This is a genomic window from Tenacibaculum sp. 1_MG-2023 (assembly GCF_030547425.1).
GTDB lineage: Bacteria > Bacteroidota > Bacteroidia > Flavobacteriales > Flavobacteriaceae > Polaribacter.
On the sequence record NZ_JAUORH010000022.1, the window covers coordinates 1 to 17,782 of the forward strand.

23 protein-coding genes are annotated in these 17,782 nt (G+C 30.0%); 4 read left to right on the forward strand and 19 right to left on the reverse strand.

Annotation, left to right across the window (positions count from 1 at the left end; genetic code table 11):
* Nucleotides 1-89: 89 nt before the first annotated feature.
* From Q4517_RS13135 to pdxH, 3 genes are read right to left on the reverse strand one after another with little or no spacing between them, the layout of a single operon-like run.
* Nucleotides 90-986, reverse strand: a complete 897-nt coding sequence (locus tag Q4517_RS13135; RefSeq protein WP_115900493.1) for a Ppx/GppA phosphatase family protein — start codon at nucleotides 984-986, stop codon at nucleotides 90-92.
* An 8-nt stretch (nucleotides 987-994) separates the two neighbouring features.
* Complete coding sequence (locus Q4517_RS13140; protein ID WP_303510228.1) at nucleotides 995-1,483, reverse strand: histidine phosphatase family protein; 489 nt, start codon at nucleotides 1,481-1,483, stop codon at nucleotides 995-997.
* Nucleotides 1,484-1,513: 30 nt separating this feature from the next.
* Nucleotides 1,514-2,161: a pyridoxamine 5'-phosphate oxidase gene (gene pdxH, locus Q4517_RS13145; RefSeq protein WP_303510229.1), complete on the reverse strand. Its 648-nt coding sequence runs from the start codon at nucleotides 2,159-2,161 to the stop codon at nucleotides 1,514-1,516.
* Between the two features lie 235 nt (nucleotides 2,162-2,396).
* Between pdxH and Q4517_RS13150 the strand changes: the two genes are divergently transcribed.
* Both Q4517_RS13150 and Q4517_RS13155 read left to right on the forward strand, forming a co-directional pair.
* Nucleotides 2,397-4,553, forward strand: a complete 2,157-nt coding sequence (locus Q4517_RS13150; protein ID WP_303510232.1) for a TonB-dependent receptor — start codon at nucleotides 2,397-2,399, stop codon at nucleotides 4,551-4,553.
* 101 nt (nucleotides 4,554-4,654) lie between these two features.
* Nucleotides 4,655-5,281: a M48 family metallopeptidase gene (locus Q4517_RS13155; RefSeq protein WP_303510237.1), complete on the forward strand. Its 627-nt coding sequence runs from the start codon at nucleotides 4,655-4,657 to the stop codon at nucleotides 5,279-5,281.
* Here the strand turns inward: Q4517_RS13155 and Q4517_RS13160 are convergent.
* The 9 genes from Q4517_RS13160 to Q4517_RS13195 all read right to left on the reverse strand — a co-directional run bounded on the left by Q4517_RS13160 (nucleotide 5,278) and on the right by Q4517_RS13195 (nucleotide 10,412).
* Entirely contained in the window at nucleotides 5,278-5,955 is a 678-nt protein-coding gene (locus Q4517_RS13160) for an SGNH/GDSL hydrolase family protein (RefSeq protein ID WP_303510240.1), read from the reverse strand. The two genes, Q4517_RS13155 and Q4517_RS13160, sit on opposite strands and share 4 nt — an antisense overlap.
* Before the next feature lie 19 nt (nucleotides 5,956-5,974).
* Nucleotides 5,975-6,664: a helix-turn-helix transcriptional regulator gene (locus Q4517_RS13165; RefSeq protein WP_303510336.1), complete on the reverse strand. Its 690-nt coding sequence runs from the start codon at nucleotides 6,662-6,664 to the stop codon at nucleotides 5,975-5,977.
* Nucleotides 6,665-6,685: 21 nt separating this feature from the next.
* Nucleotides 6,686-7,156 (reverse strand): DinB family protein, encoded by a 471-nt coding sequence (locus Q4517_RS13170; RefSeq protein WP_303510243.1) that lies wholly within the window; start codon nucleotides 7,154-7,156, stop codon nucleotides 6,686-6,688.
* 176 nt (nucleotides 7,157-7,332) lie between these two features.
* Nucleotides 7,333-7,968 carry a nitroreductase family protein gene (locus Q4517_RS13175; RefSeq protein WP_303510245.1) on the reverse strand — a complete coding sequence of 212 codons (636 nt, stop codon included), beginning with the start codon at nucleotides 7,966-7,968 and terminating at the stop codon, nucleotides 7,333-7,335.
* A gap of 11 nt (nucleotides 7,969-7,979) precedes the next feature.
* The gene (locus Q4517_RS13180; protein ID WP_408034058.1) at nucleotides 7,980-8,411 is read right to left on the reverse strand and encodes an organic hydroperoxide resistance protein; all 432 of its coding nucleotides are present in this window, start codon (nucleotides 8,409-8,411) and stop codon (nucleotides 7,980-7,982) included.
* Nucleotides 8,386-8,832, reverse strand: a complete 447-nt coding sequence (locus Q4517_RS13185) for a MarR family winged helix-turn-helix transcriptional regulator (protein WP_303510247.1) — start codon at nucleotides 8,830-8,832, stop codon at nucleotides 8,386-8,388. The genes Q4517_RS13180 and Q4517_RS13185 overlap by 26 nt, the downstream gene beginning before the upstream one ends.
* A 134-nt stretch (nucleotides 8,833-8,966) precedes the next feature.
* Nucleotides 8,967-9,212 carry a DUF1203 domain-containing protein gene (locus Q4517_RS15470; RefSeq protein WP_368506470.1) on the reverse strand — a complete coding sequence of 82 codons (246 nt, stop codon included), beginning with the start codon at nucleotides 9,210-9,212 and terminating at the stop codon, nucleotides 8,967-8,969.
* Between the two features lie 181 nt (nucleotides 9,213-9,393).
* Nucleotides 9,394-10,017: a hypothetical protein gene (locus tag Q4517_RS13190; protein ID WP_303510250.1), complete on the reverse strand. Its 624-nt coding sequence runs from the start codon at nucleotides 10,015-10,017 to the stop codon at nucleotides 9,394-9,396.
* 17 nt (nucleotides 10,018-10,034) lie between these two features.
* Nucleotides 10,035-10,412: a nuclear transport factor 2 family protein gene (locus Q4517_RS13195; RefSeq protein WP_303510253.1), complete on the reverse strand. Its 378-nt coding sequence runs from the start codon at nucleotides 10,410-10,412 to the stop codon at nucleotides 10,035-10,037.
* 209 nt (nucleotides 10,413-10,621) lie between these two features.
* Between Q4517_RS13195 and Q4517_RS13200 the strand changes: the two genes are divergently transcribed.
* Nucleotides 10,622-11,221 (forward strand): leucine-rich repeat domain-containing protein, encoded by a 600-nt coding sequence (locus Q4517_RS13200; RefSeq protein WP_303510254.1) that lies wholly within the window; start codon nucleotides 10,622-10,624, stop codon nucleotides 11,219-11,221.
* A 77-nt stretch (nucleotides 11,222-11,298) separates the two neighbouring features.
* Here Q4517_RS13200 and Q4517_RS13205 read toward each other — a convergent pair whose 3' ends face one another.
* On the reverse strand, nucleotides 11,299-13,026 hold the full coding sequence (locus Q4517_RS13205) for a leucine-rich repeat domain-containing protein (RefSeq protein ID WP_303510255.1): 1,728 nt from the start codon (nucleotides 13,024-13,026) through the stop codon (nucleotides 11,299-11,301).
* 327 nt (nucleotides 13,027-13,353) lie between these two features.
* Here Q4517_RS13205 and Q4517_RS13210 point away from each other — a divergent pair, with 327 nt between their 5' ends.
* Nucleotides 13,354-13,533, forward strand: coding sequence for a hypothetical protein (locus tag Q4517_RS13210; protein ID WP_303510257.1), 180 nt, complete (start codon nucleotides 13,354-13,356; stop codon nucleotides 13,531-13,533).
* Nucleotides 13,534-13,573: 40 nt separating this feature from the next.
* Here the strand turns inward: Q4517_RS13210 and Q4517_RS13215 are convergent, their stop codons facing one another.
* The 6 genes from Q4517_RS13215 to Q4517_RS13240 all read right to left on the reverse strand — a co-directional run bounded on the left by Q4517_RS13215 (nucleotide 13,574) and on the right by Q4517_RS13240 (nucleotide 17,747).
* A complete protein-coding gene (locus Q4517_RS13215) occupies nucleotides 13,574-13,771 on the reverse strand; it encodes a hypothetical protein (RefSeq protein WP_303510259.1) in 198 nt (65 codons plus the stop codon).
* A gap of 264 nt (nucleotides 13,772-14,035) precedes the next feature.
* Nucleotides 14,036-15,082 carry an ACR3 family arsenite efflux transporter gene (gene arsB, locus Q4517_RS13220; protein ID WP_303510261.1) on the reverse strand — a complete coding sequence of 349 codons (1,047 nt, stop codon included), beginning with the start codon at nucleotides 15,080-15,082 and terminating at the stop codon, nucleotides 14,036-14,038.
* A 3-nt stretch (nucleotides 15,083-15,085) separates the two neighbouring features.
* The gene (locus tag Q4517_RS13225; protein WP_303510263.1) at nucleotides 15,086-15,718 is read right to left on the reverse strand and encodes a low molecular weight phosphatase family protein; all 633 of its coding nucleotides are present in this window, start codon (nucleotides 15,716-15,718) and stop codon (nucleotides 15,086-15,088) included.
* Nucleotides 15,719-15,733: 15 nt separating this feature from the next.
* The gene (locus Q4517_RS13230) at nucleotides 15,734-16,189 is read right to left on the reverse strand and encodes a DUF6428 family protein (protein ID WP_303510265.1); all 456 of its coding nucleotides are present in this window, start codon (nucleotides 16,187-16,189) and stop codon (nucleotides 15,734-15,736) included.
* Between the two features lie 48 nt (nucleotides 16,190-16,237).
* Complete coding sequence (locus Q4517_RS13235; RefSeq protein ID WP_303510268.1) at nucleotides 16,238-16,570, reverse strand: helix-turn-helix transcriptional regulator; 333 nt, start codon at nucleotides 16,568-16,570, stop codon at nucleotides 16,238-16,240.
* 667 nt (nucleotides 16,571-17,237) lie between these two features.
* The gene (locus Q4517_RS13240; RefSeq protein ID WP_303510270.1) at nucleotides 17,238-17,747 is read right to left on the reverse strand and encodes a hypothetical protein; all 510 of its coding nucleotides are present in this window, start codon (nucleotides 17,745-17,747) and stop codon (nucleotides 17,238-17,240) included.
* Between the last annotated feature and the right edge of the window lie 35 nt (nucleotides 17,748-17,782).

Sequence of the window (17,782 nt, forward strand, 5' to 3'; positions counted from 1 at the left end):
TATTATTAGAATGATTAATAATGAGCCTATGACCTGGAAACAAATAAAACAGAACGTAACTTAATAACTCAATAAAAAGTAATAATAAATTAAAGCTTATTAAAGTATAAGCTCTTGATTATTCCGTCAGAAAGCCCAATTTTAGGAACGTATATTTTTCTTGCACCACTCCACTTCATGGCAGATAAGTATATTTTTGTAGCAGGAATAATTACATCGGCCCTATCAGGGTTTAAACTTAATTCTGAAATTCGCTCCTGATAACTCATTTTTTTTAAGAATTGATACTGAGCATTAAGATAGATGTATGAAATAGGCTTGCCACTATCTCTACCAGACATTTTAAACAATTTATTAATGTTTCCACCTGAACCAATTAAAGAAATACGCTTGTAACTACTTGTGTTTTCTTCAATCCATTTTTGAACCTTTTTAAAAAGAGCTTTGTTTTCTGGTTTTGTATTGTTAAGTAAACGTACAGTACCTATTTTAAACGATTTAGAGTTAATAATTTTTCCTTTAGAAAATAAGGTAAATTCTGTACTCCCTCCACCAACATCAACATATAAGTAAGTAGCATCAGATTCTATTAATTGATTTAAATCAGTAGATGAAATTATTGCAGCTTCTTTTTTACCATCAATAATATCAATTTTCACGTCAGTATTTTCTAAAATAGTAGCGGCAACCTCTTCACCATTTTCTGCCTCTCGCATCGCTGAAGTTGCACAAGCCTTGTATTTTTCAACACCATGAATTTTCATGATTAACTTAAAGGCTTGCATAGCATCAAGCATTCGTTGTGTATTGGCTTCTGAAATTTTTCCAGAAACAAAAGCATCAGCTCCTAAACGAATGGGTACGCGAACTAAGGATGATTTTTTAAACTGTGGTTCTTTATTTTTTTCTTCAATAACGTTGGCTACTAATAACCTTACTGCATTAGATCCAATATCAATAGCGCCGTACTTTTTTATCTTCAAAATGTATTGATTTATCTATGGTTTTTAGGAAACTCTACTAAAATAGTATTTCCTTTTTTAATGTCTTTCCAATGTTTAGTATCAAACTCTATTCCAATAACTCCACAAGTACTTACGTGAGCAATAGGCCTATTCCCAAATTTATTAACAAAACTATTAATACCGTGATCGTGACTAAATACAATAGCACTATTAAAGCTATCATCAAGAGCCTTTACAGTTTTTACCAAATACCCATCACTAAAGCTATATAACTGACGTTTTATTTTAAGATTGGATAAAGGATACCCAAAGTTCTCACAAAAAATAACAGCCGTATGAAGCGCTCTGTTGGCACTACTGGAAAGAAATACATCGGGTCTTTTTATTTCTTCTGCTAGGTACTTAGATAAAAGATGGGCATCGTTAATACCACGTTCTTTTAAAGGTCTGTCAATATCTTTAACACTATCATAATTCCATGATGATTTTGCGTGACGAACGATATAAAGTGTTTTCATTTAATTGTAAAATACTATGTAAATATAAAACTAAGGGGCTAAACGTTCAAGTTTCCAAGAAAAATCTTTTTGTAAAGTGTATCTAATGCGATCGTGCATACGGTTAGGACGTCCTTGCCAAAACTCAACAGAAACAGGTTTTACTAAAAAACCACCCCAATGTTTAGGTCTAGGGATTTCTTGATTCTCAAACTTTTTTTCAAAAGAAGCAAGGATGTTATCCAGCTCATTACGAGAGGTAACTACCTCACTTTGATTAGAAGCCCAAGCACCTAATTTACTTCCATCTGGTCTCGATTCGAAATATCCGTCAGACAAATTATCAGCAAGTTTCTCTGCTTTTCCTTTAATAATTATTTGTTGTTCTAAGCCAGCCCAAAAAAAGGATAAACACACATGGTTGTTATTTAAAATAGCCTTTCCTTTTTCTGAATTGTAATTGGTATAAAAAATAAAACCTTCCCAAGTGTATTTTTTTAATAAAACAACCCTGCTTTTCGGATAACCATCTAACCCAATAGAAGCAATGGTCATAGCATTTGCTTCATCTACCATTTCAGATTCATCTGCAGCAAGAAACCAGTCTCTAAACAATTCAATAGGATTCTCAGGACAGTTATTCTCTAGTAATTCTCTTTTTTCGTAAGATTTTCTATAGTCACTTAAATCGTGTGCCATTGTTGTTAATTTATACTATGTAAAAGTACAACTTTATCAAAAGTATTGTAGGTCTTACGTATTAAAATTTAGCAAGATTTGAATAATCAAAAGCAAGAAAGGTAAAATAAAGGTAGTTAAGTAATCTTAGTTTTAGTGTGCAAAACAATTCATCCGTAAAATTATACAGTTGAGTATTTCTTTTTGTGTTAAAGTTTGAAAAGAAAGCAGTTTTGTGATGTCAAAAACGAACAAAATGAAACATTTATTACTTGTTGTATGTTTTTTAACGCATACATTATTAATTGCACAAACTACTATTGCAGGAAAAGTAACTGATACTAAAGGGAATCCTATTGAAGGAGCAAATGTATATTTAGCGGGGACTTATGACGGAGCTTCGTCTGACGAAAAAGGAGACTTCTTTTTTACAACTTCAGAAGAAGGACAACAAACATTAACAGTGTCTTTTATTTCTTTTGAAACGTATATAAAAACAGCCGAAGTATCAACGTTTAAGAATTTAAAAATAATACTTCGTGAAGATGTAAATACGTTGGATGCAGTAACCATAAATGCAGGAACTTTTGAAGCCGGAGATAATGCCAAAGTAACAGCGTTAAAGCCTTTAGATGTAGTAACCACCGCAAATGCTTTAGGAGATTTTGTTGGAGCCTTGCAAACTTTACCTGGAACCTCTTCGGTAAGTGAAGATGGGCGTTTATTTGTTCGTGGGGGAGAAGCGGATGAAACACAAATTTTTATTGATGGAATTCGAGTATTTACTCCGTATAGTCCTTCTGCACCTAACATTCCCACACGTGGGCGATTTTCTCCGTTTTTATTTAAAGGAATTACGTTTTCAACAGGAGGATATTCTGCGGAATACGGTCAAGCACTATCGAGTGTTTTATTACTAAATACGAATGACGAAGCAATAAAAGAGAAGACAGATATCTCACTAATGACAGTTGGTTTAGGAGTAGGAAACACGCAGGTATTTGGAAAAAACTCACTAAGTGTGAACGCTTCGTATATCAATTTAGCACCTTATCAAAAATTATTTCCCGATAGGAATACTTGGAATAAACCAGTGCAATCATTAAATGGAGAAGCTGTATACCGTTTTAGATTTAAAAATGAGTCTTTGTTGAAGTTGTATGGAGCTTATAGTTATGCTGATTTTGATATGATTCAAGAGGATATTAATTATGAAGATGGATTTCGTTTTGGATTGAAAAATAGAAACTTGTACTTCAACGGGTCTTATAAACAACATCTAGCTAATAACTGGACAGTTACAGGAGGAGTATCGTTTACTAACGATAATTCAAAAATGAATATACTAGATGATAAGGTTGTAGATAATGAAAACTCAGCTCATGTTAAAGCAACATTGAAAAAAAGATTTTCAAACCGATTTAAACTGAATTTTGGTGCAGAATATTTTATAACTGATTTTTCTGAAGATTATAACAGTGAAACAAATGGTAATGCTACGTACGGATTTGACAGTAATATTTTGGGAAGTTTTATTGAAGCAGATATCTTTTTTAGTAAAAAGTTAGCAACGAAAGTAGGAGTACGTATGGAAAACTCTGAACTGTTAGATGAATTTACCATTTCACCAAGAGCTTCTATAGCTTATAAACTAGGAGAAAATGCACAGTTTTCTTTGGCTTACGGTCGCTTTTATCAAAATCCGAAAAATGAATATTTAAAATTCAATACGGAGTTTAAAGCAGAGAATACATCACACTTTATAGCGAATTATCAGTATGTGAAAAATAAACAAATATTGCGTGTAGAAGGGTATTATAAAAAGTATAAAGATTTAGTTAAGTACGATACCTATACAGCTTTACCATATTCAAACTATTCAAATTTAGGAAAAGGCTTTTCTAAAGGAATTGATGTTTTCTGGAGAGATAATAAAAATATAAAAAACACAGATTATTGGGTGTCGTATTCGTTTTTAGATACTGAGAGAAATTATAAAAACTATGCTATAAAAGCGACTCCTAATTTTGCGTCAAAACATAACTTGTCGGTAGTTGCTAAGCATTGGATTGCAGATTGGAAAAGCCAAGTAGGAATGAGTTATAATTTTGCTTCAGGTAGAAGTTATACCAACCCTAATAAAGGTGGATTTTTAAATCAAAAAACAAAGAATTATAATTCTGTAAGCTTGAATTGGGCGTATTTAATTAGCCAACAAAAAATATTGTATTTCTCGGTAAATAATGTGTTGGGTACACAAAACGTATTTGGATATAATTATAAAAACACACCAAACTCAGCAGGTACTTTTAATCGACAAGCTATAATACCATCAGCGGATAGTTTCTTCTTTGTTGGATTCTTTTGGACGATAAGTGATAATAAAAAAGATAACCAGTTAAATAACCTTTAAACAATGACAATTCAGTTATAAAAAGCAACAACTCAGTATAGTATTTTATATAAATAACACCAATAAAAAGATATTTGAAGTATTAATTAAAATCAATTAACATGAAGAAAATTATTACAGTTTTAGTATTAGTATTTACAGTAAGTATATCAGCACAAAATAAATACGAAAAAGGAATGGAAAAAGCTTTTGAGCTTTGGAAAGGGAATAAAACAACGGAGGCAGCTCAATTATTCGAGCGAATTTCTAAAGCTGAAAAAGACAACTGGTTGCCGTCTTATTATGCAGGGATGATTAATATCTTAGAGAGTTTTCAAATAAAAGAAGAAGCATCGTTAATTGCCAAATTAAATAAGGCACAAGAGTTTTTAGATACTGCAAAATCTATTTCACCAGAAAATCCGGAAATATTAATTACACAGGCATTATTACATGTTTCATATATGGCTTTTGATGGACAGAAGTACGGGATGACTATGTCGATGAAAAATGCAGCGTTGTATGAAAAAGCATTGAAAATAGCTCCTAATAATCCGAGAGTTATTTTAAGTAAAGCTGAATCGGATATGGGAGCAGCTCGTTTTTTTGGACAATCTACAGAACCTTTTTGTAATAATGTAAAAAGAGCTATTGAGTTAGGAAAGGAAGAAAAAATAAAAGAAAAATTTTACCCTAAGTTTAATGTACAAAGAGCAGAACAGGTATTGAAAAAATGTATGAAGTCCTAATACTTTTGTACTAACTGAACTAACAAGTTAAAAGAATCTTCATCAGTTACCCATTTTTTATATTTTTTAAAAGGGAGTTGTTGAAGGTTTTTTGTTGGATATAATTGATGAAAAATAGTAAGAGCAGCTACAAAACTTCCAGCAGTTGAAGGATGGAAGTTATCTAGACTGTATAAAGACTCTTTTCCTTTATAGGTATTGTATTCTTTCCATATATTTCCCACAGGAAATAAATAAGCATTGTTCTGTTTTGCGGCAGATTTGTGGTTCTCTATTACTTTGTTAAAAGTATGGTAATATCTAACAGATGGCCATACCATAAAGTAACCAAGTTTGGTGTTATATTGCTCACAAAGTGCTTGTATAGTAGCTCCGTCTTGTATTAGCATTCTTTTTCCTGCTGTTTGTGAGGAAGGGCCTTGTTGAATAATAACGTAATCAAACTGTTTTTTTGCTAATAGTTTTTGAAGTTTTCCGTCATTAATATGATCAATAATAGCATAATTAGGAAAACACAAGCTTTTGGTATTTATAGTTATTCTGTGTTGTTTACCAATATATTCCAACATTTTAGGCATGTTATTCGTATAGGTTAAACTGTTTCCAACAAACAAAATTTGTTGTGCTTGCGCTGAAATTTGCAGAAAGAGAAGTAAGTAAAGTAGTTTTTTCAAAGAAGTTGATATTATATATTTACACCTCTAAATTTAACCTATTTTTTAATTCTATTCTTCCAATAGAGGTAATAATTACTTCTCTAGAGTTTGGTTTTTTACGTAACCAATCTTTTTTTACCATTATTTCAAGAAGAGACGCACCTAATGCTCCTGCAATATGGTGCTTTCTTTCACTCCAATCTAAACATTGATGAGCAAAAGAACGTTTTTTGTGTTGGATAGCATGAATATCTACCCCAATTTCATCAAACCATTCTTTACCTGATTTCGTAACTATGTAATCTTTTCCAGAAATTTTAATGATTTCATTATCTAATAAAGACATTGTTATTTTTACCCCAAGGCTACCTGCCAAATGGTCATAACAGGTTCTGGCATACGTAAAATCACTTAATTTGGGAGCTTTAATTTTCTTGTAGTCTTTATCGATAGAAATTAAACTTGCCATTGATTCTATAACCCATGCAACTTCTTCGTTAGCAAATTTAAAGTAGCGATGTCTTCCTTGTTTTTCAACTGATAAGATGTTTACTGAAACCAATTTTTTTAAATGATTACTTGCCGATTGCAACGATATATTTGCGCTTGCTGCCAATTCTGTAGCAGTGTAGGCTCTACCGTCTAGTAAATTCCATAAGATGATAGCGCGGGACTTATCTCCTAAAATAGCAGCAATTTTACTAAATTGATGTTCTAACTCTTCGATAGTAGTAACTTTTGTATTGTTTTAATCCCATATTTGAGGATATTTAACGCTAAGTGTTCTTAAATACCCTAATATTTGACCTGTATGAACAGCTTCGTGATATACCATTCTATTTAAATAATCTCCTAATGTTTTACTCTGACCTACCTCTTTTCGCTCTATTCGTATGTTCTCTAAATCAGCTTCATTAAATGTCTTGATCATCTCCATAAAACTATTGTGATATTGTTCAGCAAAGCTAAGTTCATTTTTTAAATTTGAGTAGGCCAAATCTACCCAAGGAGATTTATAATTACTTAAATCACCTCTGTTTTTAATAATTGTATGAAACAAATGTTCCCCTTCAAGCGTATGTCTTATCATTTCGATAATCGAAAAGGCATCTGAATCAGGTTTCCAATTTAAAAACTCATCAGGAATACCTTTCCACAGTTTTATACTTCGTCTTCTTGTTTCTGAAAAGTTTAATAATATATTCTCTATAGCGTTCATAGTTACTTATTGTTTATTTGAGTGTAAAAGTACATGACGATTTTATATCTTATTTCATTTTAAAATGAAACATGAAATTTTATCTATTGAAAATATTCTAAAAAAACTAAATGCTTTTCTATAAACAGACAAAGCTGTAAGAAAAGCATTTAGTTGAGTTAGTGTTTATTGCTGTACTATTTTACATCAATTACGAATTCATTTCTAGGAATTCTAACTTTTTTCATTGGTTTAATCCAATCTTTTTCATCGTCAGCATAACCAATGTACATCAATGATACACTTTTTAAGCCCATTTTATCTAATTCTAAAACTTCGTCAACCACTTTATTGTCAAATCCTTCAGCAGGGCAAGTGTCTATTTTTAACTCTGCTGCTTGTGCTAAAGCTAATCCTAAAGCAATATAAGTTTGTCTTGATGTGTGTGCAAAGTTAACTTCATTAGGAAGGTTTAAGTAAGCTTTTTTAAGCATATCAGTATAACTGCTAAATCTACCTCTTGGTAACCCTCTTTCGTCTGTAGTATAGTCGAACATTTTGTCTATTCTTTCAGCCGTATAGTTATCCCAAGCAGCAAAAACTAACACATGTGAACAGTCTTTCATAGAATCAGGGTTTAAAGCTCCTTGTACTAACTTTTCTTTAACCTCCTGATTTGATATTGAAATAACTCTAAATTGTTGTAACCCCGATGAGGTTGGTGCTAATCTAGCAGCTTCAATAATTTTTTCAATATTTTCTTCACTTACTTTTTTATTTGGATCAAAAGCTTTTACAGCATGTCTCCAGTTAAGATTTTCTATTAATGACATTATATTAATATTTAATTATTTGTTGTATTTAATTTTACTTCAATGTTTCCTCTTGTAGCATTTGAGTAAGGACAAACTTGATGAGCTTTTTCGGTTAAGGCTTTTGCTTCTTCTAAAGAAACATCAGGAATATTTACATCTAATGCTACTGCAAGTCCAAAACCACCATTTTCTATCTGACCAATACTTACTGTTGTTTTGACAGTAGTTGTACCAGTATTAATTTTAGATTTTTTGATGACTAAGTTTAATGCACTATCAAAACAAGCTGAATATCCTGCTGCAAAAAGCATTTCAGGATTTGGATAATCGTCATTAGCTCCTCCCAGTGCTTTAGGATGCCTAACATCAAGTTCTAAAACTTCGTTTTCACTTTTTACATGTCCGTTTCTTCCGCCAGTTGCTTTGGCGCTGATATTATAAATTGGTTTTATTTTTTCCATTAACCTGATTTAATATATGTTCTATTATATTTTTGAGTTCTGTTAATTTGTCAACAGAAATATTTAGAGAAGTCATAATTTGACCAGGAACACATTCTGCTTTTTCTTGGATATTTTCTCCCAGTTCTGTTAAATTAATTTTCACAACGCGTTCGTCCGTTATCTCTCTTTTTCTTTCTATAAGTTTTTTGTGCTCTAACCTTTTAAGCAAAGGAGTAAGGGTACCACTGTCTAAATTAAGTTTAGAACCTATTTCTGAGACATTTTGATCTCCTTCTTCCCATAAAACTAACATTACTAAATATTGAGGGTATGTTAAATCTAGCTTTTTTAGTATGGGACGGTATAAACTAATTACTTCTTTCGCTAGCGTATAAACCGGAAAGCATACTTGATTGGTTAATTTTAATTGTTCTGACATAATTGACTTATAAATAACGGCACAAATATATCACGCAATTAAATTGTGTGCAATTTAATTGTTGTAAAGTTATGTGAAAATTATTTTAAGAATGTTAATTGGGGGTATAGATTGATGAATAAAATGACATCGCTTTATTTCGTTACTCTATTTACTTGACAGTTGTAGCATCCGGATATTGCGTTATGTATTTGTATATAAGATACTTCAAGATTGTTTAAAAATAATTGAATCTTATTTCTTAAATCATCACCCCTACAAGTATCCATTTCCTGTATCATTCCATCATTATCATATCCTCTCAAAGAAAGATATCTATGATTGAGAAATTTTGGAATCTCATTAACTTCTAATTTTGGGTTTTTAGCATTTTTTCTCACAAAATAGGTCCACTTGATTGATAAGGTGAATTAGTTTTGTGATGTTTAAAAGGTAATAATATAACTTCTTCTCCTATTTCTGCATCGATGAAAAAGCAGTAAGTCGAGTATCTTTAAAGATTACTAAAAAATAAATATTAACTTTGGAAAATTAGGCTAGTACTTTTCATAGGATAGTGTCTTAATTATTAGTTTTTGTCTTTCTAAGCTCAATTTCCATTGCTCTTTTATAAAAGTCAGCAAATTTTTTTTCGTTGTACTTAACTCTCATAGCAACTAAAACATCTGGTAAACCTAAACTAAACCAATCCCAAAGCATGGTGTCAAAATTGTATTTATACATTTGTTTTCCTACTTCGTTTCTTATTTGTGCTATTTCAGCAGTTGAAACACCATGCCTATTTAGTAATTGTGTTGTCTTAATGTCTTCTTCTGGAGTAAAAGCTGTATCTAGGTATGGTTCTAATAACCAGTTCCAGTTTTTTGTTTCTTTAAAAGTAGCTATGTTGTTTCTCTTTGCAAACTCTTTAAGTGACTCGGTGTGTTCTCTTGAAATAAGTATAACTTCATTATCAATTTTAATTAATGGAGGATAGGATTGATAACAGATAGCTGTTATTTCACTAGCTTTAATCTTTTTATTAGGAAATACAAATGAAGGTTTAAAAGGGTATGCTAAAATTTCAACTTCAGTTTCTAAGATTCTGGCTTTACCAACTCCACAAATCATGTTGTCCGTTTCATAACTTGTAGCTCCAAAAAAGGTTTCTTTTTTACTAAATATTTTCTTTAAAAACTTCAGCATTTTTGATTGGTTGAGTTTTACTCATTTAAGTCATTGATTAATTTTCTAGAAATAACTGTGTCATAAATTATTTTTAGCTCTGTTATTTTGTTTTCAGAATCAAGCTCAATAATATCAACAACATCGAATTCTACTTTTTCATTGTTTTTTAAAGTCCACTTATAGGTAAAGTAAAGAGCTAAATTATTTGAGTCATTCTGTTCAAAAATTCCTTTTAGGAAAAGTTCAGAATTAGAAGTATCATTATTTAATTCACGATAAAATACGTCTGCTTTTTTAATTCCATAGATAGGAGACTCAACAATTCCGTTACTACTAAACAGATCAATTACCTTTTCTATATTTCCGTTTTCGAGATGCTTTAGATATTTTTTTGCGATTTCACTTTTATTCATTGATTCAATATTTACTTACAGTTATATACACAGTCATTCTAAAGGTAAGGTTTCTATTTTTATATAGTATAGTGACTTTTACAAACTTGGTCAGTGTAACTACGAATATAAAAACAATCACTACGAAAACAAACTACTTTTTATACAGTACTATCTACCGTATACATTTGACACTTGTAATTAATAATAAAACATTATATCAAGCAAAGATGGAAGAACAAGTTGCTATTTTAAAAAATAAAGAGTATTCTTTTAGAGAATTCAAAGGAGGCATTGCAATTTTAGATTATATAGGAAAGTCAACTAGTGTTGTGATACCCGACTATATAAACAATAAACCTGTAACGTATATACTAAGGGAAGCTTTTGATGATAAAGGACTCAAAACAGTAACCTTACCAAAATTTTTAGAGTATATAGATGAGGATGCTTTTTATAAGAATGAAATTAAAGAATTGGTAATTCCCTCAAAAGTAACGGAAATAAGAGGAGGGGCTTTTGGGAGAAATAAGATTGAAAAACTTGTTATTGAAGCATCAATTACAACGATTCATATGTTTTGCTTTGTGGGTAATGCGCTTACGAGTATAGATTTACCAGAGTCAGTAACTACATTGTATAACGATTGTTTTGCTGAGAATGATTTTGAAGAACTTACAATCCCAGAGCATATAACAATCTTAGGAAGAGATTCTTTTAAAGATAGTAAGAAGTTAAAAAAGGTGATTTTACCTCAAAAATTAGAAGGTAGTATTACTGGAGCTTTTAGAGGATCAGATATTGAGAATATTGATTTTGCGTTGTACTAGGTAGTATTAATTAGGGCTAACAAAAAGCAGTCACTTTATTAAGTTAAGGTGACTATTTTTTATGCTCAAAATTAAAACTATTCTGTTTCAATAACCAATTCTTTAATCTCTCCTATGTTTTTATTATTATTTGTCTTTATATACATGGCATTAAAGTCTTCAATGGCTTTCATAAAATCTTGTTTTGAAAAATTATTGTCATAAGGAGAAAAGTAAAAATGATATTCCTTATTATTTAAATCAATAATAGGAGATAAAATTCTTTTAAATCCATTATTTATTTTTCTATCTGTAAGCTCTTTACTAGTAAGCACTATTTTTTCGGAGTTAAATACAGTATCTCTACGTCTATTTAAAATATCCATGTATTTCGTTCTTCGCTGTTTTTTGATTTCAATTTCTTCCTTACTCATTTTATAATCGACAACGAGACTGTATTTTTTTATAGAAGCGTCAGTGTAAATAGAATCAAATAAAGTAGCTTGAATAAGTCTTACACGGTTATTGTTTACTATAACTTTATAACCTAGGCTTTTGTCTTGTAAGAATTTTTTAAGCGCATCTGTTTTTGCTTGTATATTTGAATAAGAAGAAACATAATGGTTTGTATAGGGCTCCAAATTAGGATAAAAAGTTGCTTTTAACTTGGAAGTGTCGTTGGTGTAAACATAAAAAGTACTGTTGTTTTTTAGTATACTATCACGATTTTTTTTATAAAGAGTAAAAATGGTATTATACTCACTATATGCTTTTTTTGTAGCTTTTACTATAGGATCTTCAGTATCTAATATCTTAGGAAGAAGAATAAAAAGTACAGGAATAATTATTATAGTTATAAAAATAAAAAACACCGTAAAGCTACTCTTATCAACGTCTTTTTGTATTGTATTTTGTGATGTTTTTTTTTCTTTATTATAGACTAAAACTTCTTCTTCCAGTTCTGAATCATCAATTTCAGGGAATAAACTTTTTATTTGTCTTTTGGTAGTTTCATTATATGGATTTCCGTTAAACCATACCTCCAAACGCTCGATATTTAAACTCGAAAATGATTTAGGCAAAGAAGTTATTTGATTATAACTAAGGTCTAGGTTTGTCAATTGATTAAGCTTTCCTATATTATGAGGTAATTCTCTAATATCATTTTCGCTAATACTTAAAAACTCTAATCGTTTTAAATTGCAAATTGACTTAGGAAGGTATTTAAAGTTATTAAAAGAAAAATTAACTCTTTCTAATTGGTGTAGGTTACCAAAACTTTCGGGTAAATATTCAAAGCAATTTCCTTCTGCCCACAATTCTTTTAAATACCTTAGATTATCAATAGAATTTGGTAAGGTAACGAGGTTATTGTCATCTAAAGAAATAGTTTCTAAATATTTTATCCGTAAAACTACCTCAGGTAAATGATCTAAATTAAGACTGTAGATTCCCAGATCTTTTAAAACATATAATTTGTCAATCCATTTTGGAAATTCAACCAATGGATTAGCACCAATATCAAATTTCTCTAAATTTAGTAGTCTACTAAATGACTCAGGAATAACTTCGATTTGATTTTCAGAAAGTGATAAGCTTTTTAAATTTTTTAATTGTAATACTAGTTCTGGGGCTGTTTTAAAGTTATTATTTCTAAGCTTAAGAACTTCTAAACGCCTTAACTCTGTAATGAAATCTGGTAATTCAGTAAGTTGATTGTTACTTAAATTAAGTTCTCTTAGGTTAGGGTTGTTTAGAATACTTTTTGGTACTTTTTTTAAAGATTTGTGTGATAAATCTAAAATATCTTTTTTTTGATAAGGCATAGCTATTTATGGTGTAAGGTATATACACTTTGTCTACATATTAATATGTATAGGTTTTTTACAATTTTATTGCTTCAAAGATAAAAAATAAACACAAGAAAAAGTGATCTTTTTATAGAGGCGCTACGCTAATTCAGATGAAAAAAACTAGTGGGTTTAAAGAGTTTATAAAACATATTTTATGTTTTGGAATATTTAAATGTTCTGGTATGTAGTCTTTTATATTGTTTTTTGCTTATTTTTAGAATAATTTTTCGCGGAGAATTGGCATATGCTGTGAGTGCCATTAAATGTTCACAGATTAAAATAATTGTTAAAATTTTTAGTATGAAAAATTTAGTAACCTTAGGAAAAGCTCTAAATAAGTTTGAACAAAAACAAATTAAAGGAAGTAACGGTAGTGAATGCTATGAATGTCTACCAGATGCTCCTCCAGAAAGTGGTTTTGCATGTGCGGGAACTGATGTATGTCAGGTTATGCCTGATGGTTGTCATATATGCGTATAAGAAAGATTTAAAAACTAGCGAACCGAAGTTCGCTTTTTTTTTACTTAATCATTGTAAAACATTGACCGCTTCCTGAACAAGACCCAGCACATGTTCTTAAACAGTTGAAATAATTTGGATTATTAAATGGTTGACAGTCATAACCATTTGTAGAGTAACAATCATCACCTTTTCCGTTAATAGATTTCTGTTCAGACTTGTTTAGGACAGTACCTAAGTTTGAAATGTTTGTTAACATAATTTAAGTTGTTTTAAAATTTATCAAACTTATAAATAAATAAAAATTAAGAAGTGGAAAAAAACATAAAAAAAGTAAGGTAAAACCTTATTTATCAGTTTTTAGTGAGTTTTTTGACACAAAAATGTTTTTGTTTTAGCTAGTTCAAAATTTAGTTGGTTTGAAGATTCTTAAAACGAATAAGAATCACTACCTAATAAAAAAAGAATAATTTTAAGAGGCGTTTAATTAATTGCATTATCTTTTGTATAACATAATATCACTTTAAGTGTTGGTTTTTCCATAATACTTTTTCTTTAGCCAAAAGGAAACCCTTACCAACAAAATCAAAGCAGGCACTTCAACCAAAGGACCTATAACTCCAGTAAATGCTTGCCCTGAATTCAATCCAAAAACAGCGATGGCTACTGCAATAGCTAATTCAAAATTATTTCCCGCGGCTGTAAATGCAACAGAAGCTGTTTTGTCATAGTCAGCTCCCATGGCTTTAGTAAAGAAAAAGCCAATAATAAACATTAAAGTAAAGTATATTAAAAGAGGAATTGCAATGATTAAAACGTCCATTGGAATTTGCACAATCAATTCGCCTTTTAAAGAGAACATCACCACAATAGTAAATAATAAAGCTATTAATGTTATTGGTGAAATTGTAGGAATGAATTTATTTGTGTACCATTTTTCCCCTTTTAGTTTCACTAATATAAATCTGCTTAATACTCCCATAAGAAAAGGAATGCCTAAATAAATAGCAACACTTTCAGCAATTGTTTCAATTGAAATGTCTATTATGGCTCCTTCAAAACCAAAATATGGAGGAAGAACTGTTATAAAAATCCAAGCATAAAAACTGTAAGCAAACACTTGAAAAATACTATTTAATGCGACTAAACCTGCTCCGTATTCACTGTTTCCTTCTGCAAGGTCATTCCATACTAATACCATGGCAATACAACGGGCTAATCCAATTAAAATCAACCCAACCATGTATTCTGGATAGTCTCGTAAAAATGTAATAGCTAAAATAAACATTAAAATAGGGCCAATTATCCAATTAAGAATAAGTGAAATCGAAAGAATTTTCGTGTTTTTAAAAACTTTTGGTAATAATGAATAATTAACCTTTGCTAAAGGTGGGTACATCATTAAAATTAGACCGATTGCAATTGGAATATTTGTAGTTCCGCTACTTAATGAATTTATAATATTAGGGAAGCTTGGTATAAAATATCCAAGTCCAACTCCAAAAGCCATTGCAACAAATATCCACAATGTTAGATTTCTGTCTAAAAAGCTTAATTTTTTTGTTGTCATTCTTTATGATTTTATTTGTGAAAAAACGTAAAATAATTCAGTAGCAATTTGAATACTTCTTTCTTTATATTTTTCAGCTTGTTGGGGGGTGTTGTCAAATACTTTAGGATCTTCAAAAGTTATTGGGATACGTTTTTCTGCACCTGCAATGAATGGGCATCCTCCATCAGCTTGTGAGCAAGTCATAACAGCTGCAAATTCAGACTTAGGATTAAATTCATCATCTAATTTTTTTGAAAACCCTATTATTGGATGCTCATTGTCAGCATATTTAATACTGTAAACAGGATTTTCATTTTTAGAAATAATGTTTACCTGAAAACCAGAGTTTTTCAAAGTTTCAGCAACCATAGGAAAAAGTGCTGTAGCCTCGGTTCCGCCAGAATAACAAAAAACGTTTTTGATATTAAAATAATTAGCCATTGTTTGTGCCCAAATTTGTGATAAATGACTTCTACGTGAATTATGAGTACAGATAAAGTTGATACGGATTTCTTTGTTTTTAGAAACCTTTGACTGAATAAAATCAGTTAGGGGTTGTAAAACTACTTTACGTTCGGTTGAAATAGTTAGCGGATTTAATTCTTTGATTTCTTGCTCTATTTCTGAAAATAGGGTTGGTTTTGTTGTTGTCATTTTCTTAATATTTAGTTAGCAACAGTTTTCACCAGGTGAACAACAAGATTCATTATTTATGGTAGATACTTTTTCCATAGGAATCCCACATTTATCTTTTGCCAAACAGTCAGTTTGTTTAGTAGTAAGTAAAAAATTATTACCGTCAAAATCAAGCCCAAACTTTTGGATAGTATCACCTTGGTATTCTACTTCTATTTCTGCATCTTTAAGTTGTAATACTTTTTCAGAAAGCTCAATAATATTCAACAGTTTTTCTGGATGTAATCTGTGGTCATAGTCATTTGCATTCCAAAGTTGGAAATTTATAACTTCTTCGTTTCTTTCAGTTCCACCACAATCAATAAAGTGCTTTGTTATTTTACCAACTTCTGTAACATGAAAATGGTTTGGTACTAATTCTCCATTAGGTAATTGAAAACCAATAGTTCTTAATTCTTTTAATACTGATTTTGTTTGTGATAGTTTCATTGTTATATATGTTTATTGCGATTATACGATTAATTAAGATAAATTTTTTTAACAGCAATTTTCTTTTGTGGTTATATCTTGATTTAAAAACTCTATCATTATAGCTTTCATAGCTATCCAGTTTTCTTTATGAATACAGTAACAAACACTTGTTCCTTCTACATTTCCTTTAATTAAACCTAAATGTTTTAGTTCTTTTAAATGTTGTGAAATTGTAGGTTGAGCTAATCCAATTTCGTTAACTAAGTCTCCACAAACACAAGAATTAATTTTGAATAGGTGCTGTAAAATTGCAACTCTAGCAGGGTGTCCAAAGACTTTAGCAAAAAGAGATATTTCATTTTGCTTATCAGTAAACATTTCAGTTTTTGCTAATCCCATTTTATTTTCTTTATTAATGTATTGCAATATTACGATTAATGTTTTAAAACACAAATTTTATTTACACTTATTACTATCAATTCTACTTGTTAAGTAGTAAGTTTTATTTCTGTTGTTTCTATTTTAATTCTTTTTTATCAGGATTATTTATTCGAGGCGAGAATAAGTATGTTTAATCATTATGTTAATGCTCTTCTTGTAATGAGTTCTGTATTGTTCTTCTACAAAATATCTAATAACTTTTTATTAGTCATATTTTTAGCCAGACGTATAAACCTTTAGAATAACTATAAAATCTATTCAGTTTTGTTTAGGTGTAATTAATGATAAATTAAAAATAAAACTCATCTTATATATCAAGATAACTTTCTGCAAGCATTTTTTCTATATCAGCTATATAGAAAAGTTAAGTTAGTAACTATGTTAAAGTTTCTCTGTTTTTTAAGGGGTATATTTCTAATTCAAGTCGGAAATTTCTTTTTTAAATTAGTAACAATGCCATCTTTTTTAGCTTAAAACTTTTTTTGAGACGATTAGTTAAATATTTATTTAATAGCATGTTTTTTCATTCTCTTCTTCAGTTCTTAGCCAGCGGTTAGTAAAAAGTTAAGACCATTGTTTTGCTTTATATATTTATAACAATTTAGAGGTTTTATATATTTATTATTTAAGGTACTTTGATAAAATACTTTTCAGTTAAAGCTTTATTTTGCCAAAAAGCAAGCTTAAAAGTCCAATATGGTTCATCCTCATATAAAATATGATAATCTCCCCAAGAATATTCAAAGGCATATTCTTTTTGATTTTTCTTACTATATATTGTTCCAAACAAATATGAAGAAGTAGTACCACTTACACGCCCTGTATGTAGTTCTGCTTTATCTATCATAACTTCTGTTCCGATAGGTATTTTTGCAGCTATTTCTAGTCCTGAATCCATCCCATAACCATTTCCATCTTCCAAGTGATATGTATATTTTTCAGAAGCAGGAATATCAGGATTTTTTATAATTAAAATTAACCTTTTAGTTATAAGTTTTTTATTTATAACTGCTGAAAAAGGTTTGTCTTTAGAGCTATTTCTGTATTTGGGTAAAGTAAGTGTATAAAATATTAAACAGATTAAGCTAAAGCCTAATATTAAAAGGATGCTACAACCCAATATTATTTTTTTCATTTTTTATTCGGTTTATTTTTTAATGTTAACTACTG